Below are 20,946 nucleotides of genomic sequence, written 5' to 3' on the forward strand. Positions count from 1 at the left end.
CAGGGACGACGCCGGTGCTGAGCGTCGAGCGCTCCAACCAACTATTCCACCGCCGCACCCACCGGTGGTCCGCCCGGCGGGCGGTGCAGGAAGGTGATCGATGCATAGGCGCCGACCCAGGAGCCTGCCGCAGCGAAGGCGACATAGAGCCAGTTCTCGGTGTAGCTGATCACCGCATAGGACGAGAGCACGTACCAGACGCTGCTCCAGGTGGCTGCCGGCACGCGTTTGCGCGCGACGACCGCCGAGGTGAACATCACATAGACCGCGTCGGTCGCCGCGGTCGCGAGGAAGACGCCGCCGGCGGTGAGGGGATCGATGGCAGCCATTGCAACTCCTGTTCGGGTCGGGAGAAGGCATGATGATCCGGAAAGTGTGCAGCGATTTTCCGAAAAGATCATGCCCAAACAAGGTATGAAGGTTGAGGTCGGGGCATTGCCTTTCTGTCATCATGCTCGGGCATAGAACAATCGCAAACAGGAATGCGCATGCAAGCCGTCCGTGACATCCTTGCCGACATCTGGACCGGCGCCGGCGGCACACCGTCCGCGCTCGATGCGGTCACGCTGAGCGGCAGCGAGCCGCAACTGCCGTCGTCGTTTCGAGTCGCAGCCGCAGCGCAGGCTCCGATCGCCGCAGCCGGCCTTGCGGCAGCCGAGATCTGGAAAGCCCGCAGCGGCGAGCAGCAGGACGTCACGGTCGACATCCGCCATGCGGTGGTCGAATGCCGCAGCGAGCGCTATTTGCGCGTCGACGACAGGCCGCCGCCGCCGGCCTGGGACAAGATCGCCGGCGTCTACCGCACGCGCGACAACCGCTTCGTCCGCCTTCACACCAATTTCCCGCATCATCGCGACGCCGTCTGCAAGGTGCTTGGCTGCAACGCCGAGCGTGACGATGTCCAGGCGGCGCTGCTGCAATGGGATGGCGAGGCGTTCGAAACCGCGGCCTATGCCGCCGGCGGCGTCGTCGCCCTGATGCGCTCATATGACGAATGGTCGGCGACGGCGCATGCCAAGGAGCTGGCAAAACTGCCGCTGATCTCGATCGAGAAGATCGGCGAGGCCGCGCCAAAGCCGTGGCCCGCGGGGAAGCGGCCGCTGGCCGGCATCCGTGTGCTCGACCTGTCGCGCGTGATCGCAGGTCCCGTTGCCGGCCGCATGCTCGCGGCGCATGGCGCCGATGTGCTGCTGATCTCCGGTCCCGATTTGCCTGATATCCCCTGGCTCACCATCGACACCGGCCGCGGCAAGCTGACGAGTTTCCTCGAACTACGCAGCGAGGCGGGGCGAGGCGTGATGCGTGGTCTCTTGGCGCAGGCCGATGTTCTCTCGCAGGGCTATCGCCCGCAGGCGATTGCGCGGCTCGGCTTCTCGCCTGAGGAAGCAGCCCGCATCAATCCCGGGATCGTCTATGTGACGCTCTCGGCCTATGGCCATGCCGGACCGTGGGCGGAGCGCCGCGGCTTCGACTCGCTGGTGCAGACCACGACCGGCTTCAATCATGCCGAAGGGCAGGCAGCCGGCGTCGAAGGGCCGAAGGAGTTGCCGGCCCAGATGCTCGACCACGCCACCGGATATTTCATGGCGTTCGGCGCCATGATGGCCAAGGCCCGCCAGGCGCGCGAGGGCGGCAGTTGGCACGTCCGGGTGTCGCTGGCGCAGACCGGGCGCTGGCTGTGGAATCTCGGCCGCCTCGAAGGGGGCCTTGCCACCGAAGACCTGAAGGCGGATGCGGTGCAGCCCTTCATGGAGCGGCTTCCGTCCGGCTTTGGCACGCTGAGTTCGGTCCGGCACGCCGCGATCCTGTCGCGCACCCCGGCCCATTGGTCCCGTCCGGCGACGCCGCTCGGCAGCCATCCTGCTGAGTTTCCCGCCCCAGGGTTTGCTGCCCCGGAGTTTCCCGGATGAGACATTCAGTCGCCGTTCAGGCTATCCGAACTTTAACGACGCGCACCGCCGAAGTGCGATTTTTAGGTTGTTTGAAACGCCAATTCGGCACTATTAGCGCACCGCTGGGGTTGTCCCGCCGGAAGCTGCAACGATCGACCCCGCGGACCGCATGCTGAAAGAGTTTATCAAGCGAATGCAGAGCTTTAGCCGCCCGCGCCTGCTCGTGGCCACGGCGGTGCTGGTGGTCGCCTGCGCGGGCGCCTATGGCTACACCCGTTTCGGCTCGGACAAGCAGTCACCGTCGGAAGTCTCCAGCCAATCCCGCAAGGGCGGCACGCGCTATGCGCCGTCGCCGGCCGAGTGGGCCAGCCTGACCTTCCAGACCGTGGCCGAGCACACCTTCCGCTCCGAACTGGTGACCGAGGGCAAGATCGGGATCGACGAGGACCGCTCCACCCCGGTCTACTCGCCCTATACCGGGCGGGTCACCCGCCTCCTTGTGCGGCCTGGTGACACCGTGGTGAAGGGGCAGCCGCTGTTCGTGATCGAAGCGGCCGACACCGTGCAGGCGCAGAACGATTACGTCGCCGCGATGACCGGCCTCAACAAGGCCCAGTCGGCGCTCGACCTGGCCCAGATCCAGGAGAAGCGCGCCAAGGACCTGTCCGAAGGCAAGGCGATCCCGCTGAAGGATTATCAGACTGCGCAGGCGACGCTGGTGCAGGCGCAGAACGACGCGCGCTCGGCGCAGACGCTGCTGGAAGCCGCGCAGAACAAGCTGCACATCCTCGGTTTCGGCGACGAAGCCATCACCACCTTGCAGCAGAAGGGCCGCCTCAATCCGGAGACGACGGTGTTCGCGCCGATCGGCGGCACCGTGGTCCAGCGCAAGGCCGGCCCCGGCCAGTATGTCTCGACCGGCGCCAGCGACCCGGTCTATGTGATCGGCGATCTCTCGACGGTCTGGCTGATCGCCTTCGTCCGCGAATCCGACGCCGACAATGTCGCGGTCGGGCAGGACCTCACCTTCAGCGTGATGGCGCTGCCGGGCAAGGTGCTGAACGCCCGGGTCAACTATGTCGCCGCCGCGATCGACGCGACCTCGCGCCGGCTCCTGGTCCGCGCCACCATCGACAACGCCGACAATCGGCTGAAGCCCGAGATGTTCGCCAATGTGACGCTGTATTCGAAGGGCGACCACCCGGCGGTCGGCGTGCCGAAGCAGGCGCTGATCTACGAGGGCGATCAGGTTCGCGTCTGGGTCGCGAAGGCCGACGACAAGACCATCGAGCTGCGCCAGATCAAACCCGGCCTCATCAATGGCGACCTCGTCGAGGTCGCCGGCAATCTCAAGCCGGGCGAGCAGATCGTGACGAAGGGAAGCCTCTTCATCGACCGCGCCGCATCAGGTACCTAGCAGCATGATCCGGAAAAGTGGGAACCGGCTTTCCCTCGCGACAAACGCGGAACGCGTTTGCGCGGAGACCATGCTCACCAAGAAAAATCCTCTCCGTTGAAAGTGCCGATCTGAATGGATCGCCTCGTCGCCCTTGCCGTCAATCGCCGCTACTTGATGGTGGCCATGTTCGTCGTCGTCATCATCGGCGGCCTGCTTGCGTTCAAGCAGCTCAATATCGAGGCCTATCCCGATCCGACCCCGCCGATGGTCGACATCGTGACGCAGAGCCCGGGTCTCTCGGCCGAAGAGATCGAGCGCTACATCACGATCCCGATCGAGACCCAGGTCGCCGGCATCAAGAATCTCAAGACCATCCGTACCATCTCCCTGTACGGCCTCTCCGACGTCAAGCTGCAGTTCTCCTTCGACTACACCTATGACGAGGCGCTCCAGCAGGTGCTCAATCGCCTGTCGCAGCTCGCGCCGCTGCCCGGCAACGTGCAGCCCGGCATCTCCCCGACAAGCCCGATCGGTGAGATCTTCCGCTACCGGCTGAAGGGGCCGCCGAACTACAGCGTGCTCGACCTCAAGACGTTGCAGGATTGGGTGCTGCAACGCCGCTTCCGCGCGGTGCCTGGCGTGATCGACGTCACCGGCTGGGGCGGCAAGACCAAGACCTACGAGATCCAGGTCGACTTCAACAAGCTGGTCGCCAATGGCCTGACGCTGCCGCAGGTGCTGCAGGCGGTGTCCAACGCCAACATCAATGTCGGCGGCAACACCGTGAACATCGGTTCGCAATCGGCCGTGGTGCGCGGCGTCGGTCTGATCCGTTCGATCGACGATCTCGCCAACACCATGATCTCGCAATCGGGCGGCAATCCGGTGCTGGTCAGGGACATCGGCGCCGTCACGATCGGCGAGAAGCCGCGGCTCGGCATCGCCGGCATCGACAATGACGACGACATCGTGCAGGGCATCGTGCTGATGCGCCGCGGCGAGCAGAGCTCGCCGACCATTGCCCGCGTCGAGCAACTGGTCAACCAGATCAACAATTCCTCGATCCTGCCGCCGGGCGTCAAGATCGAGCGCATCTACGACCGCAAGGATCTGATCGAGCTCACCACCCACACCGTGCTGCACAACATGGTGGTCGGCATCCTGCTGATCGTGCTGCTGCAGTGGATCTTCCTCGGCGACCTGCGCAGCGCGCTGATCGTCGGCGCGACGATCCCGTTCGCGTTGTTCTTCGCCGTGATCATCCTGGTGCTGCGCGGCGAATCCGCCAATCTGCTCTCGGTCGGCGCGATCGATTTCGGCCTGATCGTCGACGCCACCGTGATCATGGTGGAGGCGATCTTCCGCCGGCTGTCGCAGACCACCGCGCTGTCGGAAGACGAGCGAAGCCACATTTCCGACGACACGGTGATGGGGATGAAGAGCCATGCGATCCTGTCGGCGGCGGCCGACGTATCGCGCTCGATCTTCTTCGCCGCGACCATCATCGTCGCCGCGTTCCTGCCGCTGTTCACGCTGGGTGGCGTCGAGGGCAACATCTTCGGGCCGATGGCGCGAACCTATGCCTATGCGTTGGCGGGCGGATTGCTGGCGACGTTCACGATCACGCCGGCGCTGAGCGCGATCATCCTGCCGGCGCATATTCACGAAACCGAAACCTGGATCGTCAAGAAGCTCGATGCGATCTACCTGCCGACCCTGAACTGGGCGGTCGGCAACCGCAAGATCGTGATGGCCGGTGCGGCCGGCCTCGTGGTCATGACCATCATCTTCGTGCGGTTCCTCGGCCTCGAATTCCTGCCCAAGCTGGAAGAGGGCAATCTGTGGATCCGCGCCACGCTGCCGCCGACGATCTCGCTGCAGGAAGGCAACGCCTATGTCAACGAAATGCGGAAGCTGATCAGCAGCCGTCCCGAGGTGGTGTCGGTGGTGTCGCAGCACGGCCGTCCCGACGACGGCACCGACGCCGCCGGATTCTTCAATGCTGAATTCTTCGCGCCGCTGAAGCCGGCCGGCGAATGGCCGGGCACGCATGACAAGGACGTGCTCACCGCGCAATTGCTCGCGCAGTTGCAGGACAAGTTCCCTGGCGTCGAATTCAACTTCTCGCAATACCTGCAGGACAACGTGTCGGAGGCGGTGTCCGGCGTGAAGGGCGAGAACTCGATCAAGCTCTATGGCAACGATTTGCAGGCGCTGACCGACACCGCCAACAAGATCAAATCCGTGTTGGCGACAGTGCAAGGTGTCACCGACCTCGCGGTGTTCACCTCGCTCGGCCAGCCGACCGTCCAGATCGACGTCGACCGGGCGCGGGCGGCGCGCTACGGCCTGTCACCGGGCGACATCAACGCCACGATCAAGGTCGCCGTCGGTGGCGACACCGCGGGCGATCTCTACGAACCTGGCAGCGACCGGCACTTTCCGATCATCGTCCGCCTTGCGCCGGAATATCGCAAGACCGCGGAGGCGATCCAGAATCTGCGGATCGGGGCAGCGAATCCGAATGGCGGGGTCACGCAAATCCCGCTCTCTGAAGTGGCCTCGATCAAGCTGATCTCCGGCGCGGCCTACATCTATCGCGAGCAGCAGGAGCGCTATCTGCCGATCAAGTTCTCGGTGCGTGACCGCGACCTCGGCAGCGCGATCCTGGAAGCGCAGCAGAAGGTCAACGAGCAGGTCCAGTTGCCACCCGGCTCGCGTATCGAATGGGTGGGCGAGTTCGGCAATTTGCAGGACGCGATCAAGCGGCTGTCGGTCGTGGTGCCGATCAGCCTCGTGCTGATCGCGGTGCTGCTGTTCTTGAATTTCGGCTCGATGGTCGACACCATGCTCGCGATGAGCGTGATCCCGATGGCGATCTTCGGCGGCGTGCTCGGGCTTCTGATCTCCGGGATTCCGTTCAGCGTGTCGGCGGCCATCGGATTCATCGCGCTGTTCGGTATCGCGGTGATGGACGGCATCATCATCCTGTCGCAGTTCAACCAGCTGATCGACGAAGGCTACGACCGGATGCGTGCGGTGATCCGCACCGGCGAATTGCAGCTTCGTCCGGTGCTGATGACCTGCGTCGTCGCCGGCATCGGCCTGTTGCCGGCGGCGGTGTCGGAGGGCATCGGCTCGCAGGTGCAGAAGCCGCTCGCCATCGTCGTCGTCACCGGCATGATGGTGGCGCCGCTGGTGATCCTGATCACGCTGCCGGTCCTGATCTCCTATTTTTCGCGCCGGCCGAAGGACAACGTCAGGTAAAGCCGTAGAGCCGCGCCGGATTGTCGACCAGGATGGTCTTGCGAATTGCGTCCGGCGCCCAGACCGGGAGCTGGTTGAGGAGGCGGCCGTCGTCGATCTGATACAGCGGCGTCACGTCAGTGACCTTCTTGCCTTGGGGCGTCACCGAATCCGGTTGCGGCCAGTCGGTGCCCCAGACGATGCGCTCGGCATTGGCCGCGATCAGCGCCTGCGCCAGCGGCGTTGCGTCGGCATAGTCGGGCGCGAGCCTGGAGGCGCGGTAGGCGCCGGAAATCTTGACGTAGGCCTTGCCGGATTTGACCAGCGCGAGCAGGTCGTCAAATCCCGGTTGGCCCGTGCCGAGCGCGGCCTCGGCGCCGCCGAAATGGTCGAACACGACAGGCACCGGCGCGGTGGCGACCAGGTCCTTGATCGCGGAGATTATGGCGAGGCTGGTGAACAGCTGCACATGCCAGCCGCGCGCCTTCATCCGTTCAATTGCGGCCGAGAAGCGCTGCCGTCCGACATTGGGATCGTTGACGCCGCCGGTCGCAAGGTTGAGGCGGATGCCGCGGAAGCCGGCCTTCTGCATGGCATCGAGATCGCTCTCGCTGGTCTTGTCGTCGATCACGGCGACGCCGCGCGCCGTCGCCCCGCGGGCCGTCATGCCGAACAGGGTCGACGAATTGTCGGGGCCGTAGACGCTCGGCGTCACGATCACCACGCGTTCGACGTGCAACGCCTTGTGCAGCGCGCTCATCTCCTCCGGCGAGGCCGGCTCTGGCGTGTAGACGCGGCCGGCAAAGAACGGGAACTTGGCAGGGTCGCCATGGATGTGGGTGTGGCAGTCACACGCACCGGCAGGCACGTCGAAATTCACCGGGGTCGATGGCTGCGCTGCCTTGGAAAATGCGTTGCTGCTGGTCATGGTCGCTCCGGCTGCGATGGAAGCCAGCATCATAGGACGTCTCCCTGCGTGCTCGGCTGTTGTGCGCGTGATCCGCGCGCCGGCATTATCGCTCGCCGGCGGGCCGGGAGGCTATCGGCGGAGAGAGCGGGCGGGAAGGGTCGGTTCGCCGTGCGGACGGTTCCACAAGACCTATCGTCCCGACGGCGTGCGCAGGCCGTGCCAGGCGTCGCGGACCTGATGGTAGTGCACCTCGGGCAGGTAGTCCGGCGTCTTGAGATTGAGCGTCTTGACGTCGAGGCGCCCGACCGCACTGAGCAGCGTGTAGGAGGCGACCACACGGTCGCGCTGCGCCCCGATCAGCCGCGCCCGCGCCGTGATCAGATCCTGCTGGGCGTTGAGCACGTCGACCGTGGTGCGCTGGCCGCCCGCGGCTTCCTTCTGGACACCAGCCAGCGCAACCTCCGCGGCCTTTACCTCCGACTCGGAGGCCGACACCGCGATCTTGGCCCCCTCATTGGCGACCCAGGCGCTGACCACGGCGGTCTTGGCCTGATTGCGCACCTGATCCAGCACGAGCCGGCTCTGCGCCGCCACTTCCTTGGCCTGCCGGGTCTGCGATGCCGCGGTGCCGCCATCGTAGATCGGCTGGGTGACCTGGCCGATCACCGAAGCCTGATCGGTGCCGAAGGTGCCGAGCGTGGAGTCGGTGTCACGGGCGCGGCTGACGCTGCCCTGCACCGAGACATTCGGCATCAGGCTGCTCTCGGCAACGCGGATCGAGGTCGATGCGACGTCGACGTCGAAGCCTGCCGCGGTCACGGCGGGATGCTCGCGGAGCGCCAATGCGAGCGCGTCCTCGCGGCTGCGCGGCAGCAGCCGGTCGGTGGTCTCGGCCGGCCGCAATTGGGAGGGCGCGTTGCCGACCACCTGTGCATAGGTGGCCTGGCTGATCGCGAAGTTGACCTCGGCGGCATTGAGGTCGGCGAGGCCGCGGTTGAGCCGGGCCTCGGCCTGAGCGGTATCGGTCGGCGTGACGTCGCCGGCATTGAGGCGGCGCTGGGTGATCGCCTGGGTCTCCTTCAGGAAGGCGACGTTGGAGCGCTGCGCCTCGACCAGGGTCTGGTTGGCCAGCACGTTGGTATAGGCGGTGACGGCGTCGAGCAGCACGCCCTGGCCGACATTGCGCAGCGCCTCGCGGCCGGACTGCACCTGCAACTCGGCGACGCGGACGCTGTTGGCGGTCTTGAAGCCGTTGAACAGGGTCTGGGTCACCGTGACCCCGATCTGCCACGGCTTCAGCGTTGCGCCCTGGATCACGTTGCCGGGCAGCTGGTCGCGCACCGCCTGAAGGCCGACCGAGAGGCCGGCGCTGATCTGGGGGCGGTAGCCGGCCAACGCCTGCGGCACGTTCTCGTCGGTCGCACGCTGGCGCGCCCGCTCGGCGTTGAGCTGCGGATTGGTCTGATAGGCCTTGACGAGCGCTTCCGGCAGGCTCTCGGCGCGGGCGGCGGTGTCGGCCAGCAGCGCGCATGCCAATGCGCCAAGGCCGATGCCCGACAAAAGCACGCGCCTCGCTACATCGCCAATATCAGCGGCACGCTCAACCATGTGATCCCGCAACCAAACCCCCGGCAGTCCGCACCCGCAGACGCCGTCGACACGTCTACCTGTTTACGGGCCATGACGGCCACAGGCAAACCGCCGCACGACATCTGCACATCATTTCGCTTCTTGTCTGTTGCCGGTACGTCACAGGCGAACGCAACTGTCATATGAAGTATAAGTTCGAACCGCCGGCCGCCGATTCAGTGAGGCCGGTTATCCACTGTCTCCTCCGGGTCCATTGCTGATGCCCATATTCTTCTCCGACCCCGAGGCGATCGCGGAGCACATCGTTCGTGACGTCGGAACCGAACTGGTGGTCGGGCTGCCGCTTGGCCTCGGCAAGGCCAACCACATCGTCAACGCGCTCTATGCGCGGGCGGTCGCCGACCGCTCCATCAATCTGACGCTGTTCTCGGCGCTGACGCTGGAAAAGCCGCGGCCGAAGAACCTGATCGAGCAGCGCTTCATCGGCCCGGTGATCGATCGCCTGTTCGGCCGCTATCCGGATCTGGCCTATGCGGATGCGCTGCATCACGGCGCGCTTCCGCCCAACATCAAGGTGATCGAATTCTTCTTCCTCGCGGGGCAGTGGCTGTATCAGCCATTCGCTCAGCAGAACTACATTTCCGCCAACTACACCCATGCGGCCTCATATCTGTTGTCGCGCGGATTGAATGTCGTTCCTCAGCTGGTCGCCAAGCGTGTCGTCGACGGCGTGCCGCGCTACAGCCTGAGCTGCAACACCGACACGACGCTCGACGTGCTGCGCGCCCGTGCGCAGGGGCGGGCGTCGTTCAAGCTGATCGGCCAGGTCAATTCCGAGCTGCCGTTCATGCCCGGCGCCGGCGATCTGCCGGCGGATGAATTCGCCGCGGTGCTCGACAGTCCCGACACCGACTTCCCGCTGTTCGCACCGCCCTCCGAGCCGATCAGCGACACCAAATATGCGATCGGATTGCATGCCGCGGGTCTGGTCCGCGACGGCGGCACGTTGCAGATCGGGATCGGGCAGGTCGGCGATGCGCTGGCACAGGGGCTGGTGGTCCGGCATCGCGACAATGTGCAATTCCACGGCATCATGAAGCGCCTTGCGCCGGGGACCGAACAACTCGCAGCGGCCGAGACCGGGCCGTTCGAGAAGGGGCTCTACGGCGTCAGCGAGATGCTGTTCGAGGCGTTCCTTGGGCTGATCGATGCCGGCATCCTGAAGCGCGACGTCGACGGCGTGATCCTGCACGGCGCATTCTTCCTGGGGCCGCAATCCTTCTACCGCGCGCTGCGCGAGATGGCGCCCGAGCAGCAGGCGCGAATCCAGATGATGCCGGTGTCCTTCACCAACGAGATCTTCGGCGACGAGGACGGCAAGCGCCGTGCCCGCGTCGATGCGCGCTTCGTCAACAACGCGATGATGGCGACGCTGCTGGGGGCTGCGATCTCGGACGGGCTCGAGAACGGCCAGGTCGTGAGCGGCGTCGGCGGCCAGTATAATTTCGTCGCGCAGGCCTTTGCGCTCGAGGGGGCGCGCTCGGTGCTGGCGCTGGAGGCGACCCATCAGTCCGGCAAGCAGCCGCAATCGAACATCCGCTGGTCCTACGGTCACGAGACCATTCCGCGGCACCTGCGCGATATCTTCGTCACCGAATATGGAGTGGCCGATACGCGCGGGAAATCCGATGCTGACGTCGTCGCCGCGATGTTGCAGGTGTCTGACTCCCGCTTTCAAAGCGAGCTGATGCGGCAGGCCAAGGACGCCGGCAAGCTGCCGCACGGCCATGAGATTCCTGCGGCTCATCGCGAAAACTTTCCGGAACGCATCAGCGATGCACTGAAGCCCGCGCGCGACGCCGGGCTGCTGCCGTCATTTCCGTTCGGCAGCGACTTCACCGATGTCGAGCAGCGGCTGATTCCGGCCCTCCAGATATTGCAGCAAGCGCAGCGTACGCCGCTGCAACTCGCCGGCCTGCTGTGGCAGGGGATGCGGCATCCGCCTGATGCCGCCGACCGCGAATGCCTGGCGCGGCTCGGCCTCGACAAGCCGACACTTTTCAACGAGCGCGCCTATCGCGCGCTCGTCACCGCAGCATTGCAGCGGAGCCGAACGGGTTAGCGGTTCTTGTTGACCGGCTTGCGCTTCTCGATGAAGGCCGCCATGCCCTCGGAGCGATCCTCGAGCGCGAAGGTCGAGTGGAACAGGTTGCGCTCGACATTCATGCCTTCCGAAAGCGGCGTCTCGAACGCGCGGTTGACGGCTTCCTTGGCCATCGCGGCGGCCGGACGCGACATCGAGGCGATCTTCTCGGCCGCGGCGAGCGCCTCTTCCATCAGCTTGTCGGCCGGAACGATCCGCGACACGAGGCCCGCGCGCTCGGCCTCCGCCACATCCATCATCCGTCCGGTGAGGCAAAGGTCCATGGCCTTCGACTTGCCGATCGCGCGGGTCAGGCGCTGCGTGCCGCCGATGCCCGGGATGGTGCCGAGGGTGATTTCCGGCTGGCCGAACTTGGCGGTATCGGCGGCGATGATGATGTCGCACATCATCGCAAGCTCGCAGCCGCCGCCGAGCGCGTAGCCCGCAACGGCCGCAATGGTCGGCTTGCGGCAACGGGCGACCCGGTCGCCGCCGATGGCGGTGAAATCGCTGTTGAACATGTCGATGAAGCCCTTCGGCTGCATCTCCTTGATGTCGGCGCCGGCGGCAAAGGCCTTCTCGCTGCCGGTGATCAGGATACAGCCGATCTTGTCGTCGGCCTCGAGATCGTCGACCGCCGCGGCGATCTCGCGGAACACGCCGAACGACAGTGCATTCAGCATTTTCGGCCGGTTCAGCGTGATGACGCCGACCGGTCCCTTGCTTTCGACGATGATGAATTCGAACGTAGCCATGACGCAAACCCCGTGCCTGATTTGCCGGGCAATGTGCCCGCTGACGGGATGCGCTTCAAGTGGCTGAAGCGAGGCTTTGGGCCGCGGTGCGGCGCACTCCGCGCCGCACGCCGTGAGCGTTCCCGGCTAGGCCATGAACATGCGCGCGGCGGAAGCCATCGTGAGCAAGGCGCCGAAGCCGATGAAGATCTTCCCGATCAGCGAGGTCTGGTCCAGGCTCGCGCTGTCGCTGCTCGCCAGAACCGGGGCCGGCTTGGGTGCAGCTACGGCGACGGTCGGCGGCTGCGCCGGGGGTGTCTCCTGCTGGGCGGTTTGCGGTTGAACCGATTGCGGCGGTTCCGCCGGCTGCTCCTGCTGCAAGGCCCGGTCGACGTCGTTGAGCTGGTCGGACGCGACCACGCTGCCGTCGGACTGCTGGTCAGCGGGCTTGTCGGCCGCGGCGATCAGCGCATTGGCCTTGACCGGCGTCGCCGTCGCATTGTCGTCGCCGGAGGTCAGTTCTGCGTTGGCATTTGCGACCGTGGCGGGCATGCCCGCCGCCGTCACGCTGCCTGCATCGCTGCCGGCGGCCTTCTTGCTCTCGGATTTTTCGGCGGTCTTGTCCGCCGTCTTGGATGAATGTTGGCGCGCATGGCGCCGGCCATGCCGCGAACTCTGCTGCGCGGACTTGTCGGTCGTTGCGCTGTCGGATTTCGCCGCTGATGCGTCCGTTCCGGCCGCATGCGCCGGCAATGGAGCTGCGAGACCCACGAGAAGCCCGGTCAGCCCTGTCGCAACCATCAAGGCCAAGCGCCCGCTGGCTTTGATCTTCATTCTGATGATCTCCCCATTTCGCCCGTCCCAAACGCGAAATGAGACCCCCGTGCGTGTCCACACCGGGGCAAAAAAAGGGAATCTTCGGGCATCAGGGGGCGAAAGCTGGGCAATTTCGTCCCAGTCGGTCGTCGACGGCGGCAGCCCCGATGCTTGTCGGACCGATCGGTGTTATGAGCCGTGGCGTCTGGAAACCCGCCGGAGCGATTCTTTGTGGCTGATGCTCGGCGCGGTCTTGCCGGAGGATGGTTATCACGAATTCGTGATGTCTTGGCTTGCCGCGTAACGAACTGAAAGATCGGCCGAATTGCAATTCAGGAGCCTGCGTGCGCGAACGTGAGGATGAATGGACCGACCTGATGCGGTCGGCCATTTCAGGCGATGACGCGGCGTACCATCGCCTGCTCAAGGCCGTCACGCCGGTACTCCGTGCTGCGGCGCGACGCGGCTTGGCGCGCGCGGGACAGCCGGTCGATCAGTCCGAGGACATCGTGCAGGACATCTTGTTGGCGGTACATTTGAAACGACAGACTTGGGACGCGAACGCCCCGTTCGCGCCGTGGCTGTTCGCGATCGCGCGCAACAAGCTGATCGACGCGCTGCGCCGCCGCGGCAAGCGCATCTTCGTCAACATCGACGACTTCGCCGAGACACTGCCGGGCGAAACGCCGGAGCCGACGGCGTCTCCCGGCGAGGTCACCGCCCGGTTGCAGGCGTTGCCCGCGCGGCAGCGCGACGTGCTGCAATCGATCGCGGTCGACAGCACCTCGATCAAGGACACCGCTGCGAAATTCGCGATGACCGAGGGCGCGGTGCGGGTCGCCCTGCATCGCGGGCTTGCGAGCCTCACCGCGAAATTACGGGACCGATGAGCATGGATACCGATCAACTCATTCGAACCCTTACCGCCGACAACGCCTATCGTGCGCGTCCGATCGGTCTTGCGCTGATGCTGGCACTGCTGGCCGCGGCGCCGATCTCGCTACTGATCTTCTTCGCCGAGCTCGGTGTGCGGCCCGACGTGATGACCGCGATGCACAATCCGTTCTTCGACCTGAAGTTTGCGGTGACGCTGGCGCTCGCCGCCTCGGCGATCGCGGTTAGCCTGCATCTGGCGCGGCCGGAGGCCTCGCTGCGCGGCTTCGGCTGGTGGCTGCTGATTCCCGCCGGCATCCTCGTTGCCGCGATCAGCGGCGAGATGATGATGCCGCAGCGGACGCCGATGATGACGCGCCTGATCGGCAAGAACTCGATGGCGTGCATGTCCGCGATCCCCGCGATGTCGCTGCCGTTGCTGATTGGTGCGTTCTACGGGCTGCGACAGGGCGCGCCGGCGCGGCCGGCGGTTGCGGGAGCGGTGGCCGGCCTGCTCTCGGCAGGGCTCGCTGCAACCGTCTACGCGTCGCATTGCACCGATGACTCGCCGCTGTTCGTCGCCACCTGGTACACGCTGGCGACGGCGATCGTCGCAAGCGTCGGCGCGCTGATGGGGAAGCGGGCGCTACGTTATTAGGCCGCGGGCGCTGACTGCTGCATGCGATGGAAGCGCAGCACCTGCTGCGCGGTCGATGGCCGCAGCCGCTCATAGGTGTCCTTGCAGGCTTGCAGATCGGTCGGCTCGGCGTCCGAGATTTCGTCGCGCAGATTGATGATCGCTCGCACCGTCGACCATGACAGGCCGGAGACCTTGGCCAGGATCATCACGCCCTCGGCTCGGGTTTCGATCATCATGTTCTCGGCGATGCTGACCGAGACGTTGGTGAGCGCGGCAAGTGAGGCATTGGTTTCGTCGAACTTGCCGGCCTCGGCGAAGGCCGCGAGCTGGAATTCATCGAGCCGGCCGTCCTGGTAGAGCGATTTGACCAGCGCATGCGCAATCGTCGTATCCGACGTCACGGCGGCGGGCGCCGAGCGCGCGCGTCGCGTGGCTTCCTTCACCGCAATCGGAATCTCCTTGGCCTGCTGCGGATTGGCGGCCTCGAGCCGCTGCCTGACCGCGTCGGAGGCCTTGGCGACGAGCTTGAGATAGAGATGCCGCGGGATGTTCGGGCGCAGGCCGACGCAGGTCGACAGATTGTCGTCGCCCTCGGCGCGGCTGACCAGTCGGGTGAAGCCGCGCTCGGTGAATTCCGCGCCGGGGTTGTTGACCGCGCTCTGGATCACCTCGTCATTGCCGCGCAGCACCAGCACGTCGGTGACGGCGCCGCTCAGCGTCTTCCGGTTGGAGATCGCGAGCAGGTGCGCCTGGCTCTTGCTGCGCGCCGTCTCGATCAGGGTGTCGTCGTCGACCCGCGGCGACAGCGTCAGCACGGGGCCTGCGACCTCGATCAGATCGTCGAACGCCAGGGTGCGGATGGTCTGCGGCGGCGCGGTGTCGATCGGGGCGAGGCGGTTGGCGAGCAGGGCCTTGGCCGAGCTTTCGATGTGCTCGAGCAGGCACTGGAACACGTCGTCGAACAGCACGATCTGCTGGTCCGAATAATTCACCGAGCCGTTGATGAAGAGGTCGGTCACGCGCCGCAGCGTCTCGACACGGCGTGCGACGGTGCCGTGGGCGAGGGTCGTCTGCAACTCGTCGAGCAGACTTTCGGGGGCGGTCGCGGGCTTCGAACTCATGACTCTGTCCTGGAGCGGTGGCGACGGATTCTCCGTCGCCGAATAGGAAATGAAAAGGTTCAGGCGCTGGCGATGCGGTTGCGTCCCCGGGCCTTGGCTGCGTAAAGCGCGCTATCGGCGCGGGCGAGTAATGTGTCGGAGTTTTCGTGCGGCTTCAGCGTCGTGACGCCCGCGGAGATCGTCACCCGCATACCCGGCGAGAACGCGCTCCAGTCGAGATCGGCGATGATGGCGCGCAGCCGCTCGAGCGCGCGCATGGCCTGATCCTGCGACAGATTGGGCAGCACCAGCAGGAATTCCTCGCCGCCGTATCGGCCGAAGCGGTCGATGCTGCGGAGATTGGCGAACATGCCGATGGCGAAAGTGCGCAGCGCCTCGTCGCCGGTCGGATGGCCGTAGACGTCGTTAATGCGCTTGAAATGGTCGAGGTCGATCAGCGCGACCGCGCAGGAGCTGCCATTGCGGGCGCAGCGCGCGATCTCGTCCTCGAGCGTGCGCATGATGCTGCGGCGATTGGAGGTGCCGGTGAGCTCGTCGAGCTCGGCGAGCTCCTCGATACGCCGATAAGCTTCCTTCAGCTTCACGCCGCTCTGATACAGCGATTGCTGCATCGAGCTCGAGAAGATGCCGAGATACATGCAGCGCCCGATCGTCAGCGCGAACACCAGCATGGTGGCGAGGCGGTCGATCTTCGTGCCGGTCGGCATCCCGATCGCCTTGTCGGTTCCGAGGAACAGCGCGGCCAGGCCCAGCACCATGATGGTCCAGACGATTGCGGTCTGGCGGGCCGAGGTGCGCAGCGCACCGAAGCCGAACACCACGAACAGATTGCAGAGGAACAGCACGCCGACTTCCGGCGCGATGTAGGTGAACACCAGCAGGTTCACCATGTTGACGGCCGATTGCGGCGCGACCAGATAATGGTCGCGGAAGCGCTCGTGAAAGCCGCGCTCCGAGAGCAGCACGTAGACGGCGACCAAAGCGAGCCCGGTCAGGGCATAGCCCGCCGCCACCGAAACGGAGGTGGTGCCGGCATGCGCGTAGATCAGCAGCACGACGGCATCGAGCACAAAACAGGCGGCGATCATCGATTGGATCTGGCGGCGCTGCCGGGCCCGGCGCGCCAGGCGCTCGGCCGTCAGCCTGGGACGGCCGCTTTCCGATGCGCCCGCGATCGGGCTGGGAAGTGACGACGCAGCGCTGCCCATGGTCTCGCCATTGCTGAAATCCGGCGAAAATCTAAGTGGGAAAGCCTTTAGGTTTGGTATCTTTCGGAACCGAATCTGCTCCGGTGTAATCCGGTCATCACCCTTGTTTCGTAAAGGGAATCCGTTCACCGAAGCTGGTCGGGAGCGATCGTGCCGGGCGTCCGCCGGCATCGACTTCGCGACGGTGCTGGCTTGCCGGCAAAGCCTTGGTATGGTCGCGCCGGATGGTGCCTGTCCGCGAGAGTGTTCACTATTATGATACCGTTTTCCGAGTCGCCGACGATTTTTCCTCATGGAGATCGTCGACTGTGTCATAGATCACACATGCGGTCCGGACATTGCCGTAATGTGAAGAATCTTGCCTCTCGCGTCGAACCACGCACCACCCCCCTCAGACCAACTTTGCGAGACGGCCATTGAGCGCGACACAGGCGGCTTCAGACGAGATTCTGATCGCTCGGATCGCTCAAGGCGACCGGCTCGCCATGCAGGTGCTATACGGACGGCATCATGTCAGGGTGTACCGCTTCGGGCTTCGGCTCGTGCGGAACGAACAGGTGGCGGAGGATCTCATTAGCGAGGTCTTTCTGGACGTGTGGCGTCAGGCGGGCAAATTCGAGGGACGATCCGCCGTTTCGACCTGGCTTCTGGCGATTACCCGGTTCAAGGCGTTGTCTTCGCTGCGGCGAAGGAAGGACGCCGAACTGGACGATGAGGCCGCGAACGCGATCGAGGACACGTCCGACGATCCGGAAACGGTGGTGCAGAAGAAGGACACGGGTGACACGCTGCGTAAGTGCCTGACGGGACTATCGGCGGAACACCGGGAAATTGTCGATCTTGTCTACTATCACGAGAAATCCGTGGAAGACGTCGCAGAGATCGTCGGGATTCCGGAGAACACCGTGAAGACGCGCCTGTTTTATGCGCGCAAGAAACTTGCCGAGTTGCTGAAGGCAGCCGGTGTCGAGCGAGGTTGGCCATGATGGCTGCGAGCAACAAGAAAGTGCAGGGTCAAGAACCTGACGATGTCGAGATGCTGCTGCCCTGGCATGCGGCCGGCACGCTGAACGCGCGTGACGTGCGCCGTGTCGAGGACGCGCTCGCGAGCGATCCGGATCTGGCCCGGCAGTATGCCGTCATCCGCGAGGAATATGCCGAGACCATCGGCCTTAACGAGAGCCTCGGTGCGCCGTCTGCGCGCGCCATGCAGAAGCTGTTTGCCGCGATCGATGCCGAGCCGGAGCGCAAGCCGTCGGCGGGTGCACGGATGTCGGGCGGGATCTCGGAGTTCTTTTCGAAATGGTCGCCGCGGACGCTGGCCTGGTCGTCCAGCCTCGGTGCGCTCGTGGTGCTGCTGCAAGCGGGCGTGATCGGCGCGGTGCTGATGCGCAGCCAGCCGGCTTCGTTCCAGACCGCCTCGCTCGATGCCGTCGAACAGCGCAGCGCGCCCGCAGCGCCGAGCGCGGCCGTCGCTCCCGGTGCGCCGATCACCCGTGACCTCGGCGCCAGCGTCGCGGCAACGCCGACGCGGCTGTTGGTGCGCTTCACACCGGATGCCAGGATCGCCGACATCACGTCGCTGCTGGACAATTACCAGGGCGCGATCGTCGACGGTAAGGGCGGAATGTTCCGGTTGCAGTTCCGCGCGATGGACAAGGACAGTGTCGCGGCGCTGATTGCCCGTTTGCAGAAAGAGAAGATCGTCAGCCTGGCGGTCGAAACGCCTTAAGCGGCGGCTGACGGTTCTGCGCCGAATTGAGGTCACGATGACCGCTAACGGCCGGACCAGATCGACGAACGGAGCGGCCGTCGCGGCCGCGGTCTTGTTGCTGGTCAGTATTGTCGGATCCGCCCACGCCCAGAATTTCATGCGAACGCCGATCGGCGGCGGGCCACAGCTCTCGTTCGGGCCGCGGGCCAATCCCGGTATGGGCAGGGTTGGTGGAAGTGCCGCCGGCGGGTTCGGTGGCGCCGTTGGACGCATGCCGGTGTCGGCAGACCACGGTCCGGCGACCTCGTGGACCGACGATGGGCCGCGATCGAGACTGCCGCCATCCGGTGCACGCTATGCGCCTCGCGTCTCGGCCGACTGCGACGACGGCTATCGCGGCCAGTGCTCCGAGCGGCCGGTCGCGGTCAACGGCGGCGGCAAGGGCGCAGCGAAGAAGGGCGGGGCCGGCAGCGGCGGCAGCGCTCGCGCTCAGGATGCGCCGGGCGCGCGAACCGTACCGAACGAGCTCGTCGCCGAGATCGATGGCGCGTTGACGGAGGTCCAGACCGACGCGCTCGCGCGCCGCCACGGCCTGACCCGGATCGCCTCGCAGAACATCCCGCTGCTGGGTGCGACGATCGGCCTGTTCCGCATCGCCGGCAATCGTTCCACCGACGCGGTGAGCCGCGAGTTTGCAAGCGACGGCAGCGTCCGCTCCGTGCAGCCGAACTACCGTTACGCGCTGCAGGACCAGAAGCCGGCAGCGAGCGGGAGCGATCCGGCGCAATATCCGGCGGCGCAGCTTCATCTGGCGGCGGCGCACAGACTGGCGCGTGGGATGAATGTCACCATTGCCGTCATCGATTCCGGTGTCGATGCCGCCCATCCTGAGCTGGCGAACACGGTCGCGGATACGTTCGACGCGCTCGGCAGCAAGGAAGGCCCGCATGCGCACGGCACCGCCATTGCCGGTGCGATCGCGGCGCGCGTCCGGCTGACGGGGAGCGCGCCGGAAGTGCGCATCCTGGCGATCCGCGCCTTCGGTGCGGCCGCTGCTGGCGCCGAGAGCACCTGCTATGTGCTGCTCAGGAGCCTCGACTACGCGGTGGCGCACGGCGCGCAGATCGTGAACATGAGCTTTGCCGGACCGAAGGACGCCTTGATCGCGCGTGCCGTAGCCGCCGCGGCGGCGAGGGACGTCGTGCTGGTTGCTGCGGCCGGCAATGGCGGCCCGACATCGCCGCCGCTGTATCCGGCCGCCCTTCCCGACGTGATCGCGGTGAGCGGCATCGATGCCGGCGACCGGCTGATGGCGGCCTCGAACCGCGGCAGCTATGTCGCGCTGGCGGCGCCCGGCGCCGACATCCTGGTGCCGGTGCCTGACGGCAAATACCAGGTGATGTCGGGCACCTCGTTTTCGGCCGCGTTCGTCAGCGGCATCGCGGCCCTGGTGCTGGAGCGCAATCCGGCATTGAAGCCCGCCGAGGTGCGCAGGATCCTGACCAGCACGGCCCGCGATCTCGGGACACCAGGTCGTGATGATCTGTTCGGGGCGGGCGAGGCGGATGCGCTCGGCGCAGTGACGGCTGCGGCCAGTGCTCCCGTCGTTTCTGCCGTGGACAAACCGTCGCAGCCTGCACAGGACGCGGGCAGCAATAACACTTCCGTGAGCCGCGCGGTGAATGAACCGGTGCCGTCGATCGCATCGGACGATTCCACCGCTAATCGCCGTGCCGGGCAGTGATTTTCGCTGCCGAACGCCTGCGATGGTGCGATGGAACCGCGCGGCGCAAAGGTTAAAAAAATCGCCGACGATTTGAACGTCCGCCTTCCTCTCACGACTTATGTGTGTGGGAGCGGTTTATCCCTCCCCGGCTATATCAGGCGCGAGCGCCCATCCACCCCAAGCGCCCATATGGCTTTGACCCGTCCGGTTGTCCCCCCGGACGGGTCTTTGCTTTCTGGGGCACCCTCGCATCACCGGCTTGGCCGAACACCGCCGACGCGGCGTCGCGCGGTCGCGACGCGATGTCGGGCGCGGGGCAGCGGCGACTGTTTGCTGTGGATCATCCGGCTGTGCGGCGCACGAAAGCGATGCGCATCGCCACCGTGCAAGTCGATGACTTGACGATGGTTCGGGCAAGAAACTCCGTAGTAGAGCGGACTTCTTTCATCGCCCGTTCGCGATTAAGAATTTAGTTAGACTTTATTTACCTTTTCCACAGAATATCAGTGTCACGTCCAGTTGATTCGGTTCGGTTGCGTCTGCGTCCGTTTCTTTCCCTGCGGGCAAGTTGAATGACACATCGGACCGACGTGGCCAGAGGCCAGGAGATCGTTGCACGCTGGTGCAGCCTTGCCGAGCAAAGGCTGGAGCACCTCAACGAGCTGTTCGAAACCGGGCGCTGGCGCCGCTATCACAGCGAGCAGGCTTTTCTCGAGAATGTCAGGGAGGCGCGGGCCGCGGTCGACATCTGGCGCGAATTGCTGACGCGCGAAGCCTCGCTCGACAATTCGCCGATCGATCTGTCCTGGCTCGGTCGCGGTACGTCGAAACTGCCGCCGCGCGACATCGCGCCGGCAGCCGAGCGCCGGTCGGAAGCCGCGGCATTGGCCGAGGCCGCAATGAGCGCGGTCGCGACCGCGCTGGAAACGGCGGC

At 65.5% G+C, this 20,946-nt stretch carries 17 protein-coding genes; 10 read left to right on the plus strand and 7 right to left on the minus strand.

Annotated features, from left to right (window positions below; translation table 11 throughout):
* Positions 1–41: 41 nt before the first annotated feature.
* Positions 42–329, minus strand: a complete 288-nt coding sequence (locus H8A95_RS31905) for a hypothetical protein (RefSeq protein WP_050626238.1) — start codon at positions 327–329, stop codon at positions 42–44.
* 159 nt (positions 330–488) lie between these two features.
* Here H8A95_RS31905 and H8A95_RS31910 point away from each other — a divergent pair, with 159 nt between their 5' ends.
* The 3 genes from H8A95_RS31910 to H8A95_RS31920 all read left to right on the plus strand — a co-directional run bounded on the left by H8A95_RS31910 (position 489) and on the right by H8A95_RS31920 (position 6,558).
* The gene (locus H8A95_RS31910) at positions 489–1,910 is read left to right on the plus strand and encodes a CoA transferase (RefSeq protein ID WP_229186786.1); all 1,422 of its coding nucleotides are present in this window, start codon (positions 489–491) and stop codon (positions 1,908–1,910) included.
* A 151-nt stretch (positions 1,911–2,061) separates the two neighbouring features.
* Positions 2,062–3,309 (plus strand): efflux RND transporter periplasmic adaptor subunit, encoded by a 1,248-nt coding sequence (locus tag H8A95_RS31915; protein ID WP_229186787.1) that lies wholly within the window; start codon positions 2,062–2,064, stop codon positions 3,307–3,309.
* Positions 3,310–3,423: 114 nt separating this feature from the next.
* Positions 3,424–6,558 carry an efflux RND transporter permease subunit gene (locus H8A95_RS31920; protein WP_229186788.1) on the plus strand — a complete coding sequence of 1,045 codons (3,135 nt, stop codon included), beginning with the start codon at positions 3,424–3,426 and terminating at the stop codon, positions 6,556–6,558.
* Here H8A95_RS31920 and H8A95_RS31925 read toward each other — a convergent pair.
* Together H8A95_RS31925 and H8A95_RS31930 are read right to left on the minus strand one after the other, a co-directional pair.
* Positions 6,551–7,498, minus strand: coding sequence for an amidohydrolase family protein (locus H8A95_RS31925; protein ID WP_229186789.1), 948 nt, complete (start codon positions 7,496–7,498; stop codon positions 6,551–6,553). The two genes, H8A95_RS31920 and H8A95_RS31925, sit on opposite strands and share 8 nt — an antisense overlap.
* 138 nt (positions 7,499–7,636) lie before the next feature.
* The gene (locus H8A95_RS31930; RefSeq protein WP_229186790.1) at positions 7,637–9,055 is read right to left on the minus strand and encodes a TolC family outer membrane protein; all 1,419 of its coding nucleotides are present in this window, start codon (positions 9,053–9,055) and stop codon (positions 7,637–7,639) included.
* Positions 9,056–9,296: 241 nt separating this feature from the next.
* Between H8A95_RS31930 and H8A95_RS31935 the strand changes: the two genes are divergently transcribed.
* Positions 9,297–11,159, plus strand: coding sequence for an acetyl-CoA hydrolase/transferase C-terminal domain-containing protein (locus tag H8A95_RS31935; protein WP_229186791.1), 1,863 nt, complete (start codon positions 9,297–9,299; stop codon positions 11,157–11,159).
* On the opposite strand, the gene H8A95_RS31940 is transcribed toward H8A95_RS31935, so the two are convergent.
* Positions 11,156–11,935: an enoyl-CoA hydratase gene (locus tag H8A95_RS31940; RefSeq protein WP_163160495.1), complete on the minus strand. Its 780-nt coding sequence runs from the start codon at positions 11,933–11,935 to the stop codon at positions 11,156–11,158. The genes H8A95_RS31935 and H8A95_RS31940 overlap by 4 nt on opposite strands.
* 126 nt (positions 11,936–12,061) lie before the next feature.
* Entirely contained in the window at positions 12,062–12,748 is a 687-nt protein-coding gene (locus tag H8A95_RS31945; protein ID WP_229186792.1) for a hypothetical protein, read from the minus strand.
* A 326-nt stretch (positions 12,749–13,074) separates the two neighbouring features.
* Between H8A95_RS31945 and H8A95_RS31950 the strand changes: the two genes are divergently transcribed.
* Positions 13,075–13,620 (plus strand): sigma-70 family RNA polymerase sigma factor, encoded by a 546-nt coding sequence (locus H8A95_RS31950; protein ID WP_229186793.1) that lies wholly within the window; start codon positions 13,075–13,077, stop codon positions 13,618–13,620.
* Positions 13,621–13,622: 2 nt separating this feature from the next.
* A complete protein-coding gene (locus tag H8A95_RS31955; protein ID WP_229186794.1) occupies positions 13,623–14,261 on the plus strand; it encodes an NrsF family protein in 639 nt (212 codons plus the stop codon).
* On the opposite strand, the gene H8A95_RS31960 is transcribed toward H8A95_RS31955, so the two are convergent.
* Both H8A95_RS31960 and H8A95_RS31965 read right to left on the minus strand, forming a co-directional pair.
* A complete protein-coding gene (locus tag H8A95_RS31960) occupies positions 14,258–15,364 on the minus strand; it encodes a DUF2336 domain-containing protein (protein WP_229186795.1) in 1,107 nt (368 codons plus the stop codon). The two genes, H8A95_RS31955 and H8A95_RS31960, sit on opposite strands and share 4 nt — an antisense overlap.
* 59 nt (positions 15,365–15,423) lie before the next feature.
* Positions 15,424–16,572 carry a GGDEF domain-containing protein gene (locus H8A95_RS31965; protein ID WP_229186796.1) on the minus strand — a complete coding sequence of 383 codons (1,149 nt, stop codon included), beginning with the start codon at positions 16,570–16,572 and terminating at the stop codon, positions 15,424–15,426.
* A 416-nt stretch (positions 16,573–16,988) separates the two neighbouring features.
* Here H8A95_RS31965 and H8A95_RS31970 point away from each other — a divergent pair, with 416 nt between their 5' ends.
* The 4 genes from H8A95_RS31970 to H8A95_RS31985 form a co-directional block, all read left to right on the plus strand.
* Positions 16,989–17,558, plus strand: a complete 570-nt coding sequence (locus tag H8A95_RS31970) for a sigma-70 family RNA polymerase sigma factor (RefSeq protein WP_229186797.1) — start codon at positions 16,989–16,991, stop codon at positions 17,556–17,558.
* On the plus strand, positions 17,558–18,304 hold the full coding sequence (locus H8A95_RS31975) for a hypothetical protein (protein WP_229186800.1): 747 nt from the start codon (positions 17,558–17,560) through the stop codon (positions 18,302–18,304). Before H8A95_RS31970 ends, H8A95_RS31975 begins: the two co-directional genes overlap by 1 nt.
* A gap of 37 nt (positions 18,305–18,341) precedes the next feature.
* Positions 18,342–20,030 (plus strand): S8 family serine peptidase, encoded by a 1,689-nt coding sequence (locus H8A95_RS31980; protein ID WP_229186798.1) that lies wholly within the window; start codon positions 18,342–18,344, stop codon positions 20,028–20,030.
* A 554-nt stretch (positions 20,031–20,584) separates the two neighbouring features.
* On the plus strand, positions 20,585–20,946 hold a 362-nt coding region (locus H8A95_RS31985), incomplete at its 3' end, for a TIGR03809 family protein (protein ID WP_229186799.1).

The sequence above is a fragment of the Bradyrhizobium oropedii genome (assembly GCF_020889685.1).
GTDB lineage: Bacteria > Pseudomonadota > Alphaproteobacteria > Rhizobiales > Xanthobacteraceae > Bradyrhizobium > Bradyrhizobium oropedii.